The organism is uncultured Thermosynechococcus sp. (assembly GCF_938074695.1).
GTDB lineage: Bacteria > Cyanobacteriota > Cyanobacteriia > Thermosynechococcales > Thermosynechococcaceae > Thermosynechococcus.
Genome location: NZ_CALJEM010000010.1, coordinates 1 through 16,396 on the forward strand (window position 1 = coordinate 1; position 16,396 = coordinate 16,396).

Annotated in this window: 17 protein-coding genes and 1 pseudogene; 11 read left to right on the top strand and 7 right to left on the bottom strand. The window is 53.4% G+C overall.

Going from position 1 to position 16,396, the window contains the following annotated elements:
* A partial coding sequence (locus tag Q0683_RS01480) for an ABC transporter permease subunit (protein WP_298975913.1) occupies window positions 1-1,050 on the bottom strand: 1,050 nt, incomplete at its 3' end.
* Between the two features lie 148 nt (window positions 1,051-1,198).
* Here Q0683_RS01480 and pyk point away from each other — a divergent pair.
* From pyk to Q0683_RS01510, 6 genes are all read left to right on the top strand, one after another.
* Window positions 1,199-2,611, top strand: a complete 1,413-nt coding sequence (gene pyk, locus Q0683_RS01485; RefSeq protein ID WP_298617883.1) for a pyruvate kinase — start codon at window positions 1,199-1,201, stop codon at window positions 2,609-2,611.
* Window positions 2,612-2,662: 51 nt separating this feature from the next.
* Window positions 2,663-3,400, top strand: a complete 738-nt coding sequence (locus Q0683_RS01490; RefSeq protein WP_298975915.1) for an SIMPL domain-containing protein — start codon at window positions 2,663-2,665, stop codon at window positions 3,398-3,400.
* Between the two features lie 16 nt (window positions 3,401-3,416).
* On the top strand, window positions 3,417-4,772 hold the full coding sequence (locus tag Q0683_RS01495) for a DUF3370 domain-containing protein (protein ID WP_366142714.1): 1,356 nt from the start codon (window positions 3,417-3,419) through the stop codon (window positions 4,770-4,772).
* 71 nt (window positions 4,773-4,843) lie between these two features.
* On the top strand, window positions 4,844-6,016 hold the full coding sequence (gene moeB / locus Q0683_RS01500; RefSeq protein ID WP_298616177.1) for a molybdopterin-synthase adenylyltransferase MoeB: 1,173 nt from the start codon (window positions 4,844-4,846) through the stop codon (window positions 6,014-6,016).
* Between the two features lie 162 nt (window positions 6,017-6,178).
* Entirely contained in the window at window positions 6,179-6,646 is a 468-nt protein-coding gene (locus tag Q0683_RS01505) for a photosystem I reaction center protein subunit XI (protein WP_298616180.1), read from the top strand.
* 48 nt (window positions 6,647-6,694) lie between these two features.
* Window positions 6,695-6,811 carry a photosystem I reaction center subunit VIII gene (locus Q0683_RS01510; RefSeq protein WP_149820283.1) on the top strand — a complete coding sequence of 39 codons (117 nt, stop codon included), beginning with the start codon at window positions 6,695-6,697 and terminating at the stop codon, window positions 6,809-6,811.
* A gap of 115 nt (window positions 6,812-6,926) precedes the next feature.
* Here the strand turns inward: Q0683_RS01510 and Q0683_RS01515 are convergent, their stop codons facing one another.
* The gene (locus tag Q0683_RS01515) at window positions 6,927-7,460 is read right to left on the bottom strand and encodes a tetratricopeptide repeat protein (RefSeq protein ID WP_298616183.1); all 534 of its coding nucleotides are present in this window, start codon (window positions 7,458-7,460) and stop codon (window positions 6,927-6,929) included.
* Between the two features lie 128 nt (window positions 7,461-7,588).
* Between Q0683_RS01515 and Q0683_RS01520 the strand changes: the two genes are divergently transcribed.
* Window positions 7,589-7,816 (top strand): hypothetical protein, encoded by a 228-nt coding sequence (locus Q0683_RS01520; protein WP_298616186.1) that lies wholly within the window; start codon window positions 7,589-7,591, stop codon window positions 7,814-7,816.
* A 50-nt stretch (window positions 7,817-7,866) separates the two neighbouring features.
* Here the strand turns inward: Q0683_RS01520 and Q0683_RS01525 are convergent, their stop codons facing one another.
* The 4 genes from Q0683_RS01525 to Q0683_RS01540 form a co-directional block, all read right to left on the bottom strand.
* Window positions 7,867-9,090 carry an MlaD family protein gene (locus Q0683_RS01525; protein WP_298616188.1) on the bottom strand — a complete coding sequence of 408 codons (1,224 nt, stop codon included), beginning with the start codon at window positions 9,088-9,090 and terminating at the stop codon, window positions 7,867-7,869.
* Between the two features lie 40 nt (window positions 9,091-9,130).
* Complete coding sequence (nadB, locus tag Q0683_RS01530; RefSeq protein WP_298617132.1) at window positions 9,131-10,771, bottom strand: L-aspartate oxidase; 1,641 nt, start codon at window positions 10,769-10,771, stop codon at window positions 9,131-9,133.
* 31 nt (window positions 10,772-10,802) lie between these two features.
* Window positions 10,803-11,207, bottom strand: a complete 405-nt coding sequence (psbU, locus tag Q0683_RS01535) for a photosystem II complex extrinsic protein PsbU (protein WP_298616192.1) — start codon at window positions 11,205-11,207, stop codon at window positions 10,803-10,805.
* Between the two features lie 252 nt (window positions 11,208-11,459).
* A complete protein-coding gene (locus Q0683_RS01540) occupies window positions 11,460-12,644 on the bottom strand; it encodes an adenylate/guanylate cyclase domain-containing protein (RefSeq protein ID WP_298975922.1) in 1,185 nt (394 codons plus the stop codon).
* 316 nt (window positions 12,645-12,960) lie between these two features.
* Here Q0683_RS01540 and Q0683_RS01545 point away from each other — a divergent pair, with 316 nt between their 5' ends.
* From Q0683_RS01545 to dnaB, 4 genes are all read left to right on the top strand, one after another.
* Window positions 12,961-13,455, top strand: a complete 495-nt coding sequence (locus tag Q0683_RS01545; protein ID WP_298616196.1) for a Photosystem I reaction center subunit III — start codon at window positions 12,961-12,963, stop codon at window positions 13,453-13,455.
* Window positions 13,456-13,492: 37 nt separating this feature from the next.
* Window positions 13,493-13,618 carry a photosystem I reaction center subunit IX gene (gene psaJ / locus Q0683_RS01550; protein ID WP_011058244.1) on the top strand — a complete coding sequence of 42 codons (126 nt, stop codon included), beginning with the start codon at window positions 13,493-13,495 and terminating at the stop codon, window positions 13,616-13,618.
* Window positions 13,619-13,810: 192 nt separating this feature from the next.
* The gene (gene rplI, locus Q0683_RS01555) at window positions 13,811-14,275 is read left to right on the top strand and encodes a 50S ribosomal protein L9 (RefSeq protein ID WP_298616199.1); all 465 of its coding nucleotides are present in this window, start codon (window positions 13,811-13,813) and stop codon (window positions 14,273-14,275) included.
* A gap of 8 nt (window positions 14,276-14,283) precedes the next feature.
* Window positions 14,284-15,633, top strand: coding sequence for a replicative DNA helicase (gene dnaB / locus Q0683_RS01560; RefSeq protein WP_298975924.1), 1,350 nt, complete (start codon window positions 14,284-14,286; stop codon window positions 15,631-15,633).
* 19 nt (window positions 15,634-15,652) lie between these two features.
* Here the strand turns inward: dnaB and Q0683_RS01565 are convergent.
* Window positions 15,653-16,396: pseudogene (locus tag Q0683_RS01565) on the bottom strand (hypothetical protein); the annotation flags it as partial.

Genomic DNA, 16,396 nt, shown 5'->3' on the forward strand with positions numbered 1-16,396 from the left:
AAAGGCGATCGCCCCCCAAACCACGAACACAGCCAAAATCAGCAAAATAATCGGTGTTATTGGCCAGTTGCCTTGACGACTCTGGGGTACAGGGAATTGACGTGGCTGTTTAGGGCGCAACTGCTCATCGAGTCGTTCCCAGAGGGGAGCAAAGATATTTTGGTGGAAGGCTCGCAATGTGGGCGATCGCCTTAGGAAATCAAGAACAAAAGATTTAGGCACATTTTCCGCCTCCACCATCTCCACCTTGAATTTTTCACCCCAAGCAATGAGCGGACGCCACACCAAAATATCAATAACGATGATCACACCAATCAGAACCGCCAGACCATAGGCCAATGCTGCATAACTCTGTTGGTTGGCTGCCTCTGCCAGATAGGAACCTAAGCCCGGCAGCGTAAAGGTTTTCTCGCCAAGGGTAAAAGACTCGATGGCCATCAAGAAAAACCAACCGCCGGCCACCGACATGACACTATTCCAGATCAGGCCAATGGCGGCCGCCGGCAGATCTAGGGTCCACACCTGCTGCCACCACCCCAGCCGATAAATTTTTGCCACCTCCCGCAGCTCCTGAGGCACACCAATCAAAGACTGGTAAAAGCTAAATGTCATGTTCCAGGCCATCCCCGTGAAGATGAGAATAATGGCCGCCAACTCCACACCAATACGACTTCCCGGAAAGAGGGCAATCAGTGCCAGCACCACCCCCGGAAGAAACGACAGCACGGGAATCGATTGCAGAATATCCAATAGAGGCAACAGGATTTTTTCGGCAGCACGGTTGTAGTAGGCAATATAGGAATAGAGGATGCTAAACACCAAGGAAATAATGTAGGCAATGAGCATCCGCAGGAGCGTTTGAGCGGTGTAACTCGGCAAGACCGCCGGACTCAGCTCAATGGTAATCGTGGGATCGTACTCCCCTGTAAACTGAGCAGCGGTATTGACAATCCAAAAAATCAGGGCAATCAAGGCCAGAATAATCAGGCCATCTTGCCACGTCCAAGGACGACTCAGTGTTTGATTATCGGGCGTGAGGGGACGTGTCATCGCGGCCTCCACAAGCTAAGCGTCACGAGGCAAATTATAGCCACATCCCTGTATCCACAAAACTTAATCCTGAATGCAAGCCAGAATACTGCTGAATTTCCTGATCTATACCTAAGATTTAGGGAATGACCCATTATCCCCTTCTTTTATGCTTTTTCGTCGCACCAAAATTGTCGCCACCATTGGCCCTGCCAGTCGATCGCGGGACGTGATTCAGCAGATGCTGGCTGCCGGCATGAATGTGGCGCGGTTAAACTTTTCCCACGGCGACTATCAGGAGCATGCCGAAACCATTGCCCTGCTGCGGCAAGTGGCCAGTGCAGAAGCAACGCCTCTGACGCTCCTGCAAGATTTACAAGGCCCTAAAATTCGTGTCGGCGAGCTTCCTAAAGGGAGCATTGAATTGGTGGAAGGGGAGCAAGTCCACCTTGTGCCGCTCACCGAGAAACAGATGCAGGGCATTGGCATTGATTATCCTTACCTTGCCGAAGAGGCACAGCCGGGGATGCAGGTGCTCTTGGACGATGGCCTCTTGGAATTAGAGGTTGAGGCGATTAGGGGAAATACGGTCATCTGCCGAGTCGTGCAGGGGGGCACGCTGAAAAGTCGCAAGGGGGTGAACTTGCCGGATCTGAATTTGCGGTTACCTTCCCTCACGGATAAAGACAAGCAAGACATTCAATTTGGCATTGAGCAAGGGGTTGATATTATCTCCCTGAGTTTTGTGCGCCGCGCCGAGGATCTCTGGGAGTTGCGAGGGTACCTTGCTGCCCATGGTGCTGGGGATATGCCAGTGCTGGCCAAAATCGAGAAACCTCAGGCGGTGGAAAATCTCTCGGCAATCTTGGGTGTAGCCGATGCCATTATGGTTGCCCGCGGTGATCTGGGCGTAGAAATGCGGGTAGAGAAAGTGCCGCTGCTGCAAAAGCAGATTATTCGCGAGTGCAACTACCGCAGCATTCCCGTAATCACGGCAACGCAAATGCTGGAAAGTATGATCCACCATCCCCGACCCACACGGGCAGAGGCCAGTGACGTTGCCAACGCCATTCTCGATGGCACCGATGCAGTGATGCTGTCGGGAGAATCGGCAGTGGGAGCTTTTCCCGTGCAAGCGGTGAAGATGCTAGCGCGCATTGCCGCAGATGTGGAGCCGCACCTTGAGTTTGAGAATATGCCCGCCTACCGCAATGATGAGACCCATGCGCTGGGGGAGGCCCTGACGACTATTACCAAAATCCTTGATCTGCGGGCGATCGCCTGCTTTACGGAAACGGGCTACACTGCAACCATTGCCTCTGGAGAACGGGTAAAACCCATGATTGTTGCCTTTACGGATCGCCCGCGGGTTTATCACTGGATGAATTTGCTCTGGGGCGTGAAGCCGATTCTTTTGGAAACGCTCCCCCTGACCTTTGAAGGGATGATTGCCGTAGCTGAAAACCAACTTAAGGAGCATCAGATAGCCACCGAGGGGGATAAGATTGTAATTCTAGGGGGGATTCCTGCCCAAACTCCCCAGGGAACAAATTTTATTAAGATTCACACCATTCGTTCCTAAGGAGGAACAGCGCCCCATCCACGGCGGTCTGGAGAAACGAGAAGTTGACAAGTGTTTGAGTTAACTGTGGTGAATACCGCTATAAAAGAGACACTGGCGCCCGTCTATACCCTTGGTCTTGCCGCTCTTCTGTTTGGGGGGGCGGTTGTGATTGCTAAGCAACCCGCCATGGGTCAAGAAGCCCAACGTATCCTCACGGTAACCGGTCGGGGCACAGAAGCCATTTCCGCCACCCTTGCCCAAGTCAGCCTTGGCGTTGAAGTTCAAGGCCGTACAGCTCAGGAGGTGCAGCAGGAGGTGGCACGGCGAGCCAACGCCGTTTTGGCGGTGCTGCGGGGACGGGAGGTCAGTCAACTGCAAACCACGGGGCTAAGCCTCGCGCCCAACTATGAATACAAGGAGAATCGGCGAATTTTGCTAGGCTACATCGGTCGCAATACTGTGAGTTTTCGCATTGCCAGCGATCGCGTAGGCCCCCTGCTTGACGCTGCCGTCCAAGCCGGCGCAACCACAATCGAGAACATTAGCTTTACTGCTCCGGAGGCCACCATTGCTGCTGCCCAACGCACTGCCCTACAGCGGGCCACCCAAGAGGCCCAAAGTCAAGCCCAAGTAGTCCTAAGTGCCCTCAATCTGCAGCCGCGCCAAGTAGTGAGTATTCAGATTAGTCAGGCAATGCCACCGCCTAGACCCTTTGTTGTTCGCGCGGCAACAATGGCGGAGAGCACACCTGTGGTGTCCGGGGAATTACAGGTGGAGGCAAGTGTAACGCTGCAGATTAACTACTAAGTTGGACTAAGTTGGGATAATGGCCATTGAACGCCGTTGGTGGCTGGGGAGCTGGGCGGCCCTTGTGGTCATTTTTCCAGCGATGGCTCAAGCGCCAGAAACGATTGAAACACCGCAAAAAGTGCTGCCTTTACCCGGTGCCCTTGACCAAGTGCCGGTGTTCAATAGCAATAGCCCAGAGGTAGTCCAGCGGCCGGGCATTCTCCTGTCCACATTTCCGCCAGCAGGTAAAGCTACCCCCAGTGCCCACTTGAACTTTTCGTTTCGCGATCGCTTTGATATTTTTGCCCACCATATTGCCCGCCCCCTCGACCCGCAGGATCGGACGACCCTCTACTTGGGAATTCTGGCCTATAACCCCCGCTCTGAACCGGTCACGGTGAATTTAATCCATGCCGCCAGTTACCTAAGTCAACCGGATGCCCCCTTTCGTCCCCTGCCCAGTCAACAGGCCAATGATCTAGGGCAAAGTTTTGCCGGTCCGGGCGATCGCGTCATGCTGGATATTCTGCAACGACGGCGGCAAGCAGGCTGGCCTGCCCAAATTGTGATTTCCCCTCGCAGTTATGCCCTGATTGCCAATTTACCGATTCCTGTCCAAGGACTAGATCCCCCCCTCAATGGCCGTTCCCTGCTGATTCGTGCCCGCAGCAGCGGTGAGATTTACCTTGCCGGTTTAGCCCGCTTTGGCCATGAACCGCCGACCCTCGAGCAATGGCAGCAGACTCTCATGGAAGGGGAACTGGTCACGCCCCGCGATCGCTCTCCCACCCCTCCCGATCAAGGGGGCAGCATTGTCTATGGCCGAGTAGCCGGTGTTGCCCTTGGCTCCCGCTGGCACAATCCGCAACAGCCACCGATTCCCATTCCCGAAGCGGGCAGCGCTTTTTCCTATCCCATCAGTTCCTTGGTGGCAGGGCGCTTGGGCAGCGGGCAAATTCAAAGCGCTCCTTTGGTGCGGCGTTATCCCGATACGGCCTATGCAGCCCACGGCAACTACGGCGTTGAATACGACTTGATTCTACCGTTGAAAAATACCAGCGATCGCCCCCACACCGTGCGCCTTGCCCTCCAAACTCCTATCAAGTTCGACACCCCCGCCAGCGGATTACGGTTCTTTGCCGAGCCGCCCAACCGCATCTTTTTCCGAGGCAGTGTCCGACTGCGCTTCCGCGACGATCAAGGCACCCCTCAAAGTCGAATCATTCACCTTGTCCAACGCCAAGGCCAGCAGGGAGAGGATCTGGTGCGGCTAACGCTGCAACCCCAAGAAATCCGCCGGGTTCAATTCACCCTGCTCTATCCGCCGGATGCCACCCCACCTCAAGTGTTGACCATTGAAACCTTGGCAGATCCGCTGTCCCGCTCCTGAGTACAATAGAGAGCATCCCCTCACCCTTGCTGATCGGGTTAGATCAGCCGCATTTTTGATGAAGGGCTACCATGCTGAATCCAGATCTCTCCAAGATTGAACTCACGAAGGACGAATACGAACGCTATTCCCGCCATCTGATCTTGCCGGAGGTGGGTGTTGAGGGTCAAAAGCGCCTCAAGGCAGCCAGTGTGTTGTGCATTGGCACAGGCGGTCTAGGCTCACCCCTACTGCTTTATCTTGCCGCTGCCGGTGTAGGGCGCCTTGGCATCGTGGATTTTGATGTGGTGGATAGCTCCAACTTGCAACGGCAGGTCATTCACGGTACCTCTTGGGTGGGCAAGCCGAAAATTCAATCTGCCAAGCACCGCATCCTGGAAATCAATCCCCACTGCCAAGTGGATCTCTACGAAACCCGTTTGAGCGCCGCCAATGCCCTTGAGATTATGGCGGATTACGACATTGTGGTGGATGGCACCGACAACTTCCCCACCCGCTACTTGGTCAACGATGCCTGCGTGCTTCTCAATAAGCCCAATGTCTATGGCTCGATCTTTCGCTTTGAAGGCCAAGCCACCGTCTTTAACTATGAAGGCGGACCCAATTACCGCGATCTCTACCCCGAACCGCCGCCGCCGGGTCTAGTCCCCTCCTGTGCGGAAGGCGGAGTACTGGGAATTCTACCAGGCATCATTGGTCTTATCCAGGCCACGGAGACGATTAAAATCATTCTTGGCAAGGGTACTACCCTCAGTGGTCGTCTCCTGCTCTTTAATGCCCTAGAGATGAAATTCCGTGAACTGAAGCTGCGCCCCAACCCTGAGCGGCCAGTGATTGACAAGCTCATTGACTATGAAGAATTCTGTGGTATTCGCCAAGCCAAAGCCCAGGAGGCCGCCCAAATGGCAGAAATTCCCGAAATGACCGTGCAGGAACTCAAGGCCCTCATGGACAGCGGTGCCCAAGATTACGTGCTCGTGGATGTGCGCAACCCCAATGAGTACGAAATTGCTAGGATTCCTGGCTCTGTGCTTGTTCCCCTCTCGGAAATTGAAAATGGCCCCGGTGTGGAGAAAATCCGCAGTCTGCTGAATGGCCATCGCCTCTTGGTGCACTGCAAAATGGGGGGGCGCTCTGCCAAAGCCCTAGGCATTCTTAAGCAAGCCGGCATTGAGGGGATCAATATCAAAGGGGGCATCAACGCCTGGAGTCAGGAAATCGATCCTAACGTACCCACCTACTAACCCAAGATCAGGGGTGAGGCCGCGTAAGGGGATGTTGCGATACATGAACTTTCTTGAAGAGATGAACGCTGTCTCTCGCGCGATCGCCCACCCTTGCCTAGAATAACCACTTAGGTCTGTGCCTGTGCGCGGACATGACGGAATGCTAGGGAAATAAAAATCATGGCAGAAGAACTGATTAAGCCATACAATGGCGATCCCTTTGTGGGGCACTTATCAACACCCATTTCCGACTCTGGCCTAGTGAAGACGTTTATCGGTAACCTCCCCGCCTATCGTCAGGGTCTCTCCCCGATTCTGCGGGGGCTGGAAATTGGCATGGCTCACGGCTACTTTGTCATCGGTCCTTGGGTCAAGCTTGGTCCCCTACGGGATTCCGATGTGGCCAACTTGGGCGGTTTGATTTCTGGTATCGCCCTGATTTTGATTGCCACGGCCTGCTTAGCAGCCTATGGTCTGGTCAGTTTTCAAAAGGGTGGCAGCAGCAGCGATCCCCTGAAAACCGCTGAAGGTTGGAGTCAGTTTACGGCCGGCTTCTTTGTGGGGGCTATGGGAGCAGCCTTTGTCGCCTTCTTCCTCCTTGAAAACTTCTCTGTTGTTGATGGCATCATGACCGGTCTTTTTAACTAGAGCCTTGGTCACCCCAATTTTGAACATCCAGAAGGAGAACCGCTGATTATGATGGGATCTTATGCTGCATCCTTTTTGCCTTGGATTTTTATTCCCGTGGTGTGCTGGCTGATGCCCACGGTGGTGATGGGATTGCTGTTCCTCTACATTGAAGGGGACGCCTAAGCCGCGGGCTAGCTTACCCAGCTAAAATACTTAAACCTAGCCTAAATAGTGAAAATAGTGAATTGAGCACTGGTTGGGGAATGTCCTAGCCAGTTTTTTGTTGCCTGAGGTCTCCTTAAGCTGCCGTGCCACTCAACCGTTTTTTCAGGGCGTTTACCCGCCGTTGGGCGATCGCGTTATTGGGGTCGTATTTCAGCGTGTGCTGATAGGCCTCTAGGGCAGGCTGGACTAAATTCTTTTTCTCGTAGGCGTGACCGAGGTTGTTAGCGGCGGTCACATATTCTGGTTGATTCTTCAGGGCTTCTTTGTACTGGCGAATTGCCAAGTCATACTGCTCCTGCATAAAGTAGGCGTAGCCAAGGGCATTGTAAATCGGGGCAACGTAGGTTTCCCCTTCGCTTTCAGCCGCCTTCAAGGCTTTTTGAAAGAGAGGAATGGCTTGACTGGCCAGTTTTTTGGTGAGGTAGATGCTGCCTAGCTCAAAGTATTCCTGAGTCGTGCCCGGTTCCTGCTTGAGTTTGCGTTGGAGGCGTGCCAAGCTAGATTCAATGCGACGGGTTTTGAGAATTTGTTTGACCACAAACCATGCTGAGACGCCCAGTAGAATAATCAACACACTGAGATAAATTGCAGGTAAGGCATTCTCCATGGCAAGTCGTATCTCCAGTAACAACCAATCACTCTAAAATTGTGGCTCTACACCCTGATTCCCTAGGTTTATGATAAACAGAGGCGACCCCCTTAACCCTAAAAATCTCGCAATTTAAGCCCCTGATTATGAATCCACCTCTGGTTCCCGGCAATCGTCCCTTCACCCCCCAGCAAAAGGACGGGCTGGCGTGGGTTGGGCGTTGGGGCGGGCGGGATGGGGTACTGGCAATTGATCCTACGGAAAGTGTTGGACTCAACGGTAACTTAGGGCCAGTGAACCGTAATCCAGATGTTTCCCGTCGTCGTGTCGAAGTCCGCTTTACCCGCATGGGTTACACAGAAACTGCTCGTTAGTTGCAGTGTGATTTAGGGGATTATTGCACTCCAATACACCCATTGTCAGTCTAGGGATCACTTGTATCACTATCCCTTGTAATTGCGGCTTCTTCCTCCTTGGTTGGCGTGGCTGCCACGGTTGGAGTGAGGGCAGAACTGGAGGGGACAGATTGAGTTGCTCTTAGGGCAGTAGCATGGAGTGCTAAGAATTGCTGCTCAAGGTCTTGGCTTGAAGCTAAGAGGCGGCTCAGGATTTTAATGAGGCGTCGCAAATCGGATTGAAAGGATTGATCGCTGGTGAGTTTGAGCAAATCATTCGTCAATTTTTGGGCATTGATAAATGTGGCGCGTGCAGCATCTAAGGTTTGGGCGATCGACAGCATAATAATTGGACTACTTAGCGCCCCGGAAACTTTATTGAGATTGGCTGCGGCTTCCGCACCATTTTTAATGAGCCTGTCTAAATTAGCCAGCAATTCCCCCTGCTCCAGTTGATGCGTCAGGGGTCGCAGTGCCTTGAGGGTGGTTCTTAGATCTCGGGCAGCGCCGTCAATGTTGCGCAAAGCAGAGTTAATGGTGGTGCGGTTGACCTCAACGATTTCACTGATTTGATTGGCCGCACGGGTCACGGCCCGCGAGGCGGTGCCAAAATTCCGTAGTTCGGCACGGGCTTCGTTACTGAGGGCGTTGAAGCTATCAAGGGCAGTGGTCATCTTCGTCAAGGATTGATCAGCCCGGTTGATAGTGCGGGTTGCCCCCAAAATGAGGGTATTGGCATTGTTGATAATCCTCGATTCCTCAAGGGCGGTGGCAAAGCGGCTTGCCGCTCGCACTAAATCTTCTAAGCTGGCAGTACGTACGCCGGTTACGCGATCGCCATTGCAGTAAATCAACTCTGGCTGACATTTGGGCGCAAAGGCCGTTACACCCTCTGGAATCTCCGGCACTCGCTCCTTGGGGGTAAAGTCTAAGAAGGCCTGACCAATGAATCCCGACTGTCGAATCTCCGGTACAGCCCCACGGGGAATCAGCACATTGTTGACACGCACAGTAACTTGAACACCGTTGGCATCAAAACCAATGGCCGTGACTCGTCCCACTTGGACACCCCGATAGCGCACCTGTGTTCCCACTGCCAAGCCCGGTGCGGTCTCCAATTCCACCTCAAGGGTGTAGCTATTGGCACCGGCAAGGTTGCCCCGCAACCACAAAAGGCCGACCCCCAATGTGGCTAAGCCTGCAAGGATCACCAGACCCACCAAACTTTCCTGCACACGCCGTGACTGCATCATAGGGATAGAGCACTGCAAAAATTTATGAAATCTATAGCCACTATAGTTTACTCTGGACGCCTTGAATGGGCGCTTTTTGCCAGTGCTCTCCCCGAATCAGGGTATGCATTTGCCAGTTGGGATCGGGCTGGGGATAGTCTTGGCGATAGTGACCCCCTCGGCTTTCCTCCCGAAAAAGGGCACTTTTGAGAATTAAGTAGGCAATGTCCAAAAGGTTGCGTAGCTCGCCCCATTCCCAAAGGGTCGTTTGCGCGGCTTCATTGCTGAGGGTATAGCAGTAACTGGGGTCTAGTTGACGAAAGGCGATCGCGATTGGATGAGCCAGCAGCTCTTGGCGCCATTCCTTCACTTGGGAAAGAGCAGCCATCAGCGTCGGGGCATCGCGACAAATCCCAGCACTTTGCCACAGGAGTTCCCGCAGATTTTGGCGCCACTGACGAAAACTCACGGGCTTAATTTCAAGGGCTTGCTGACCAACAGGGGACACCCCCAAGGGGAGGGACTGAGGGTGCAGATGTGCCAGTTGCGCTGAAAAGACAAAGCATTCCAACAGGGAGTTACTCGCAAGGCGATTCGCGCCGTGAACGCCGGTGCTGGCCACTTCACCAACAGCATAGAGGCCGGAAAGGCTGGTTTTGGCCTGTAAATCAGTGACCACTCCCCCCATCCAGTAGTGGGCAGCGGGGGACACGGGAATGGGCTGCTCCTCAACGTCAATGCCCCACTGCCGACAGACAGCAATAATTTTTGGAAAGCGGTAGTGCAGGCGATCGCGGGGAATCGGTCGCAAGTCCAGCCAGACATAGGGGGCATGGGTTTGCTGCAGGTGGCGGTAAATGGCACGACTGACAATATCCCGCGGTGCAAGCTCCCCAGCAGGATGGTAATCCGCCACAAAGCGATGACCGGTGTGGTCTATTAAATGCGCCCCTTCACCCCTGACTGCTTCACTGATGAGAAATCGCGGCGCCCCCTCAACAGCGAGAGCCGTGGGATGGAATTGGAAAAACTCGACATCGCGAATCTGCGCTCCCGCCCGCCATGCCATTGCCACACCATCGCCAGTGCTTATGGGAGGATTGGTGGTTTGGGCAAAAACTTGACCGCCGCCGCCTGTGGCCAGCACAACCGCCCCTGCCCTTAACCACTGAAACCGTCCCCGATGCAATAGACACACGCCACAGCATTGCCCCGACTCTAGCCACAGATCAAAGACAAAGCTATTGGGTAAGAGAGTGATATGAGACGCAGCAGTCACCCGTTTTAACAGGGTGGTAATTAGGGCTTGCCCCGTCGTATCAGCGGCATGAAGAACACGGGGACGGGAATGGGCAGCTTCAAGGGTCAGGGCAGGGCGATCGCCTGTGCGATCAAAGGCTACCCCCAGGGACAAGAGCCGCTCAACCTGGGCCGGTGCCTGCTCAACCAAGAACTGGACACTTACTGGGTCGCAGAGACCCGCTCCCGCAGCTAGGGTGTCTTGGGCATGGAGTAAGGGAGAATCTGTCGGGTCAATGGCCGCAGCCATACCACCCTGTGCCCAGCCACTGGCAGATTGCTGGAGGTCGGTTTTGGTAATCAAGCCAATGCGATAGCAGGAGGGAAGGGCAAGGGCAGCACTGAGACCCGCAGCACCACTGCCAATGATTAAGACATCAAATCCAGAAGTTGCGGGAGTCAACGCTAACCCAAAATTTATCTAACGAGGGCGGTTACTTGTATAGCCCATTATTATAGCGATCGCCCCCCTCAACGAGAGCCGTTTCCATCTCCGTTACGGTAAAGTGATCCAAATTTTGCCGCAAAATTTCTTTTTGCCGCTCCGTCAAGCCGGGAATGTTCAGGACATCCTCAACGGATTGATAGGGAGCGTTTTTAATAATGAGTTTTGCTAGAGTTGGGTACAGACCTCGGTATTGAATAAAGGCGGCAATGTTGGCATTGTTAAGGTCAATTTTTTCACCAAAGGCAGTGCCGAGTTTCTCATCTACCACATTGACCAGCTCTTCCTCGGTGGATGCACTTGCCGCCAAGGTTGGGGCACTCCAGTTGATCCAGCCCAACAGGCTAACGCCCACGAAGTAAGCCAGTGCTAGCCAGCGGCCCAAACGTTGCATAACTCCTTTACCTCCCACATCTCATAGGTCATTACAAAAAACAGCGGTTCATTCAGAGTCAAAGTAAAGAAAAGAACTGACCACATCGCACAGCGAGCGCAGGCGGCGGTAGCCGATTGTTAGCAGGGTAACAGAGGAAACTGAGGCATAATGCCCACAATAGACTGATGTCTAGGCTGTCCCCTACGTGTGATTCAATTCAATTCAATAATATCAGAGGGAGGCTGCCCCTGAATCTCTTTTTTCAGGTGGTTAGTGCAGGGTGTCCCTGTCTTTGATAGCTTGGACAAGGAATTCATGGAGGTCATCAAAGCTGCCCACGTAGGCAGGCACAGGAGCATCATAGCCCTTGAGGTTCAGCACTTGCGGTCGAAAAGGGACAGGGCTTGGACAAGACTGCACAAGGTAGTGGTAAGTGGTTGCCCCCATGGCTAGATCAGCGGCAATGGTTTTGGTGGCACTCTCGAGGCGAAAGGCAGTGTTAACGGTGTCTCCTAGGGCAGTATAGTCGGGGCGATCGCCACTCCCTGTATTACCCACCATTGCATAGCCCGTATTCAAGCCGGAACCAATGCGCAATGGCCACGGCAAGGGATATTGCCGGTGCAGTTCTCCCGTCATCAGCCGTAGATCCTCTAGGGCAGAGAGGGTGTGGCAAATTTCTTGATAGCCAATTTCCTCGCTGTCGTGGATCCAAACCGCCATGACCGCATCGCCAATATACTTATCTACCCAACTGCCGTATTGACGGATAATCTCACCTGCACGATGAAACCATGTGCCAATTAGCTCCGACAGTAGTTCCTCTTCTAGATGCCGCGTCAACTTAGTGAAGTCACGAATATCAACAACGAGAACCGTCAACAGGCGGCGGACATGGAGCAATGCGGTGGAGAAGCCTTCCGATTGGGGCAAGGACAAAGTGGCATTTTCAGTAAACAGAGGGGCAAAGGGTTCGTGAAAAAAGTCCAGTTCCGTTTGGCCAAAGGTAATGCGATCGCCATTGCGCAGGGCGATGGGAATACTGACGCGGCGACCATTCACAAATGTGCCATTGCGGCTGCCAAGATCAATAAGATAGAACTCTCCCTGTCCCATGCGCTGAATCATGGCGTGGTTCCGCGAGATCCAGCGATCGCTGAGCACAAGGGAATTGTCTTCACTGCGGCCTATTGTCCAGCAGTTCCCCTTCGTTAAGGGAAAATAACAAACTGTGTCCTCGCTCACCAGAGCTAGATGGGGGTCTGAGGGGGGTGGGGTCTCAGGAGCAGCGGGAATCTGCGAGAGGGTATGGCGCAGTTGATTAATAATTTGCTGCTGACGCAAGATAATCGCTACCAATTGCTGGGGAGGTAAGGTCTCAAGAATCTTCTGATCGGGTAAGTTAAATGTCAGGTCAGCATCCATGGGGGGGGAAATAGGAGAAACACTTTTCATAGTTGAGACCTTACAGTGGGCCAGCTCTTCCCCCAGCGCCACCGACATCCAAACGCTTCAAAGTCAATTCCAGCAATAGATCCAGTGTAGCAAAGGAGCTTTGTCTGACTCAATAGACATAGTTTGCGCGGCAGCATCGAGCAACTATAGAGCGATCGCCACAGAAAGCATTAGTTCCTATTTGCGCTCGTAAAAATTATTAACCTTTTCCCTGGGGTTGGGTTGAAGCCCATCCGCTAAAATGATGGCAGCTTTGGGAGGGATTGCTCTCTCCGTGAATGCACTTTGACCTGTCTGCATTTGAGGACAACACTCCATGCGTCAATTGTTAGCCCTACTCCTTGTCTTGACCCTGTGGTTAGGCTTTACCCCTTTAGCCTCCGCTGAGGTGGCAGGACTTGTCCCCTGCAAAGATTCTCCTGCCTTTCAAAAGCGCGCTGCCGCTGCTGTAAATACCACCGCTGATCCAACCTCCGGTCAAAAACGCTTTGAGCGCTACAGCCAAGCTCTGTGTGGCGAAGATGGGCTGCCCCACCTTGTGGTGGACGGTCGCCTCAGCCATGCCGGTGATTTCCTCATCCCCAGTGTGCTTTTCCTGTACATTGCCGGCTGGATTGGCTGGGTGGGTCGTGCCTACTTGATTGCGGTGCGTCACAGCGGTGAAGCTAACGAAAAGGAAATTATTATTGATGTGCCCCTTGCCATCAAATGCATGCTCACGGGGTTTGCTTGGCCTTTGGCTGCCCTCAAAGAGTTGGCTGCCGGTGAACTCACCGCTAAAGATAACGAAATCACCGTTTCTCCTCGCTAACTCCACTGTTGGTTAATTGTCATAAGGACGACGTGCTATGAAACATTTTCTGACCTATCTTTCCACCGCGCCTGTGTTGGCTGCCATTTGGATGACGATTACTGCCGGGATTTTGATTGAGTTTAATCGCTTCTATCCCGACTTGCTCTTCCATCCCCTTTAAGTCAATTCTTGAGAACAAACTCGGTACAAGGGTGGAACAGGGGTTCTGCCCTTTTTTGTCGCGATCGCGTCGCGCACTGTGGGTGTTCGCACCCTAGAGGCTATATAATCGTTATTTGTCTTAAAATAGCAGCCGTCGCCACCAGCACTGGCGATTGCTGTTACCCCATCCAGTTAATGAAAGAGGATCCCCATGGCAAAGCGGGTGCAAGTTGTCCTGAATCAAACTGTCAATAAACTTGGGCAAATAGGTCAAGTTGTCGAAGTCGCCCCCGGCTATGCCCGGAATTACCTATTTCCCAGAGGAATTGCTGAGCCAGCAACCCCCAATGCCCTACGGCGGGTAGAGCGGCTCCAAGAAAAAGAACGGCAACGGCTTGCCGAACTCAAAAGCGCTGCGGAAAAACAAAAAGCCACCCTCGAAAAACTGGCCACCATTACCATCTCAATGCCCGTGGGCGAAAAGGATATGCTCTTTGGCAGTGTCACGGCCCAAGATGTGGCCAATGCCATTCAAGCGATCACAGGTGAAACCATCGATCGCCGCAACATGGTTTTGCCCGAGATTCGCAAATTGGGCACCTACACGGCTGAAATCAAGCTCCATCCCGAAGTGAGTGTCAAACTTAATATCCAAGTGGTTGCAGATGAGGGCTAACTTCCCTGATGGTTCAGGAACCGAGCTTTCAGCCCGATAGCCAACTCATTCCCCCCCAGAACCTCGAAGCGGAAGAGTGGATTTTGGGGGGTATTCTCTTAGACCCGGAAGCTATTAGCCGTGTGGTGGATATTTTGCCGGTTGAGGCCTTTTACCTCAGTGCCCACCGCGAGATCTACCGAGCAGCGATTTCCCTCCACAGTCGTGGCAGCCCCACGGATCTCCTCTGCGTCACTGCTTGGCTACAGGATCAGGGGCTATTGGATCAGGTGGGGGGGCACACAAAGCTGGCAGAGCTGGTGGAGCGCACGGTGAGTGCGATTAATATCGATCGCTACGCCCTCTTGGTCAAGGAAAAATACCTGCGCCGCAAGCTCATTGAAGCGGGTACCCGAGTGGTGCAGCTGGGCTACGATAGTAGCCTCTCATTGAATGCGGTCCTGGATCAGGCCGAGCAGCAGATCTTTAGTGTGACGCAGGATCGGATTCAGCAGGGGTTAACCCGCACCGATGAGATTCTTACCCGTACGTTTAAGGAATTAGAACAACGGGCGATCGGCAACATTCAGCCGGGTCTATTCTGCAATTTCTATGATCTGGACAACATGACCCAGGGCTTCCAGCGATCGGACTTAATTATCATTGCCGGTCGTCCTTCGATGGGCAAGACGGCGATCGCCCTGCAAATTGCCCGTCGCATTGCCGAAATTCACAACCTGGGGGTGGCAATCTACAGCCTTGAGATGTCCAAGGAACAACTGGTGCAACGTCTCCTCGCCAGCGAAGCCCGCATTGACAGCAACTATTTACGGGCGGGGCGCATTAGCCAACACCAGTGGGAACCCCTGAGTCGGGCAATTGGTGTTCTCTCCCAACTGCCTATTTACATTGACGACACTCCCAACCCCACCCTTGGCGAGATTCGCTCCACAGCCCGTCGTCTCCATGCGGAGCATCCCAACGGTCTCGGCCTCATTTTAATTGACTACCTGCAACTAATGGGGGGTGAAGAAACGACAGAGGGCCGGGTGCAGGAACTCTCGAAAATTACCCGCTCCCTCAAAGGACTGGCACGGGAACTGAATGTACCTGTCATTGCCCTTTCCCAACTGAGCCGCAGTGTCGAATCACGGCAAAATAAACGCCCTCTTATGTCCGATTTGCGCGAATCTGGTTCCATTGAACAGGATGCCGACTTAGTGATCCTGCTGTATCGCGACGAATACTACAACCCCGACACCCCCGATCGCGGCATTTGCGAACTCCTGATTGCCAAACACCGCAACGGCCCGGTGGGTACCGTTAAGCTCCTTTTTGACCCCCAATACACCCGCTTTGAAAACCTTGCCCGAAATTAGTTGAGTGGGGAGAATTTTTCTAATCCGCTTTCCGCTGAGATCCACCAAATAGCCAATGGAGGTTGACGCCCACCCCCGCTGACCCCTGACCCACTAGACCCCCATTGGGAATACTGCTGCCAGCTGCATTTGACCCGTAAAGATCAATTCCCAAGCCCCACGGGGGGACGACATAGCGCAATCCGACACTATAAACGCCAGTTTGGCCAAAGACGGGAGTGGCTTCGGCAATAAATTGGAGATTGCGAGTAAGTTCCAGATTGAGTCCCACGCCAATGCCGCCAACGATTTTGCTCCTAGGAGTAAAGAGGCCAACTTTGGGATTCACCAGTAAGGCCAGCGTCTTATGGGGCTGCAGCATCAAGCTTAATTCAGCGCCGACCAGTCCGCGGCTAAGGCCGGGGTCATCTGTGGGAAAGCTGTGATTAAATGAGCCCTGAATTGCAAGGGAAATAGGGTCTCCTTGGGTTTGATCAAGAAAGCGAAGCTTAGCAGCCAAGCCAAATTGCAAACCGGGGCTATAGTTGAAAGTCTCCGAGAGGGTTTTGCCTCGTTCCCATTGCTCCACAGCAACTGTAAATTGGGCATCCTCACCCAAGCTAATCCCCATTTGCCAGCCTGTTCCCGCTGTGCCTGTGTTAGCTCGTAAGTGGAACATCCCCGGCTCCAGCGTGCCAGCAGAGGTGAGGGTCAAACCATTGAAGAGCAGATAGCGATCGCGCTCCGTGAGAGCTTGCCGAGACCCACGGCGAAACCTAGGCAG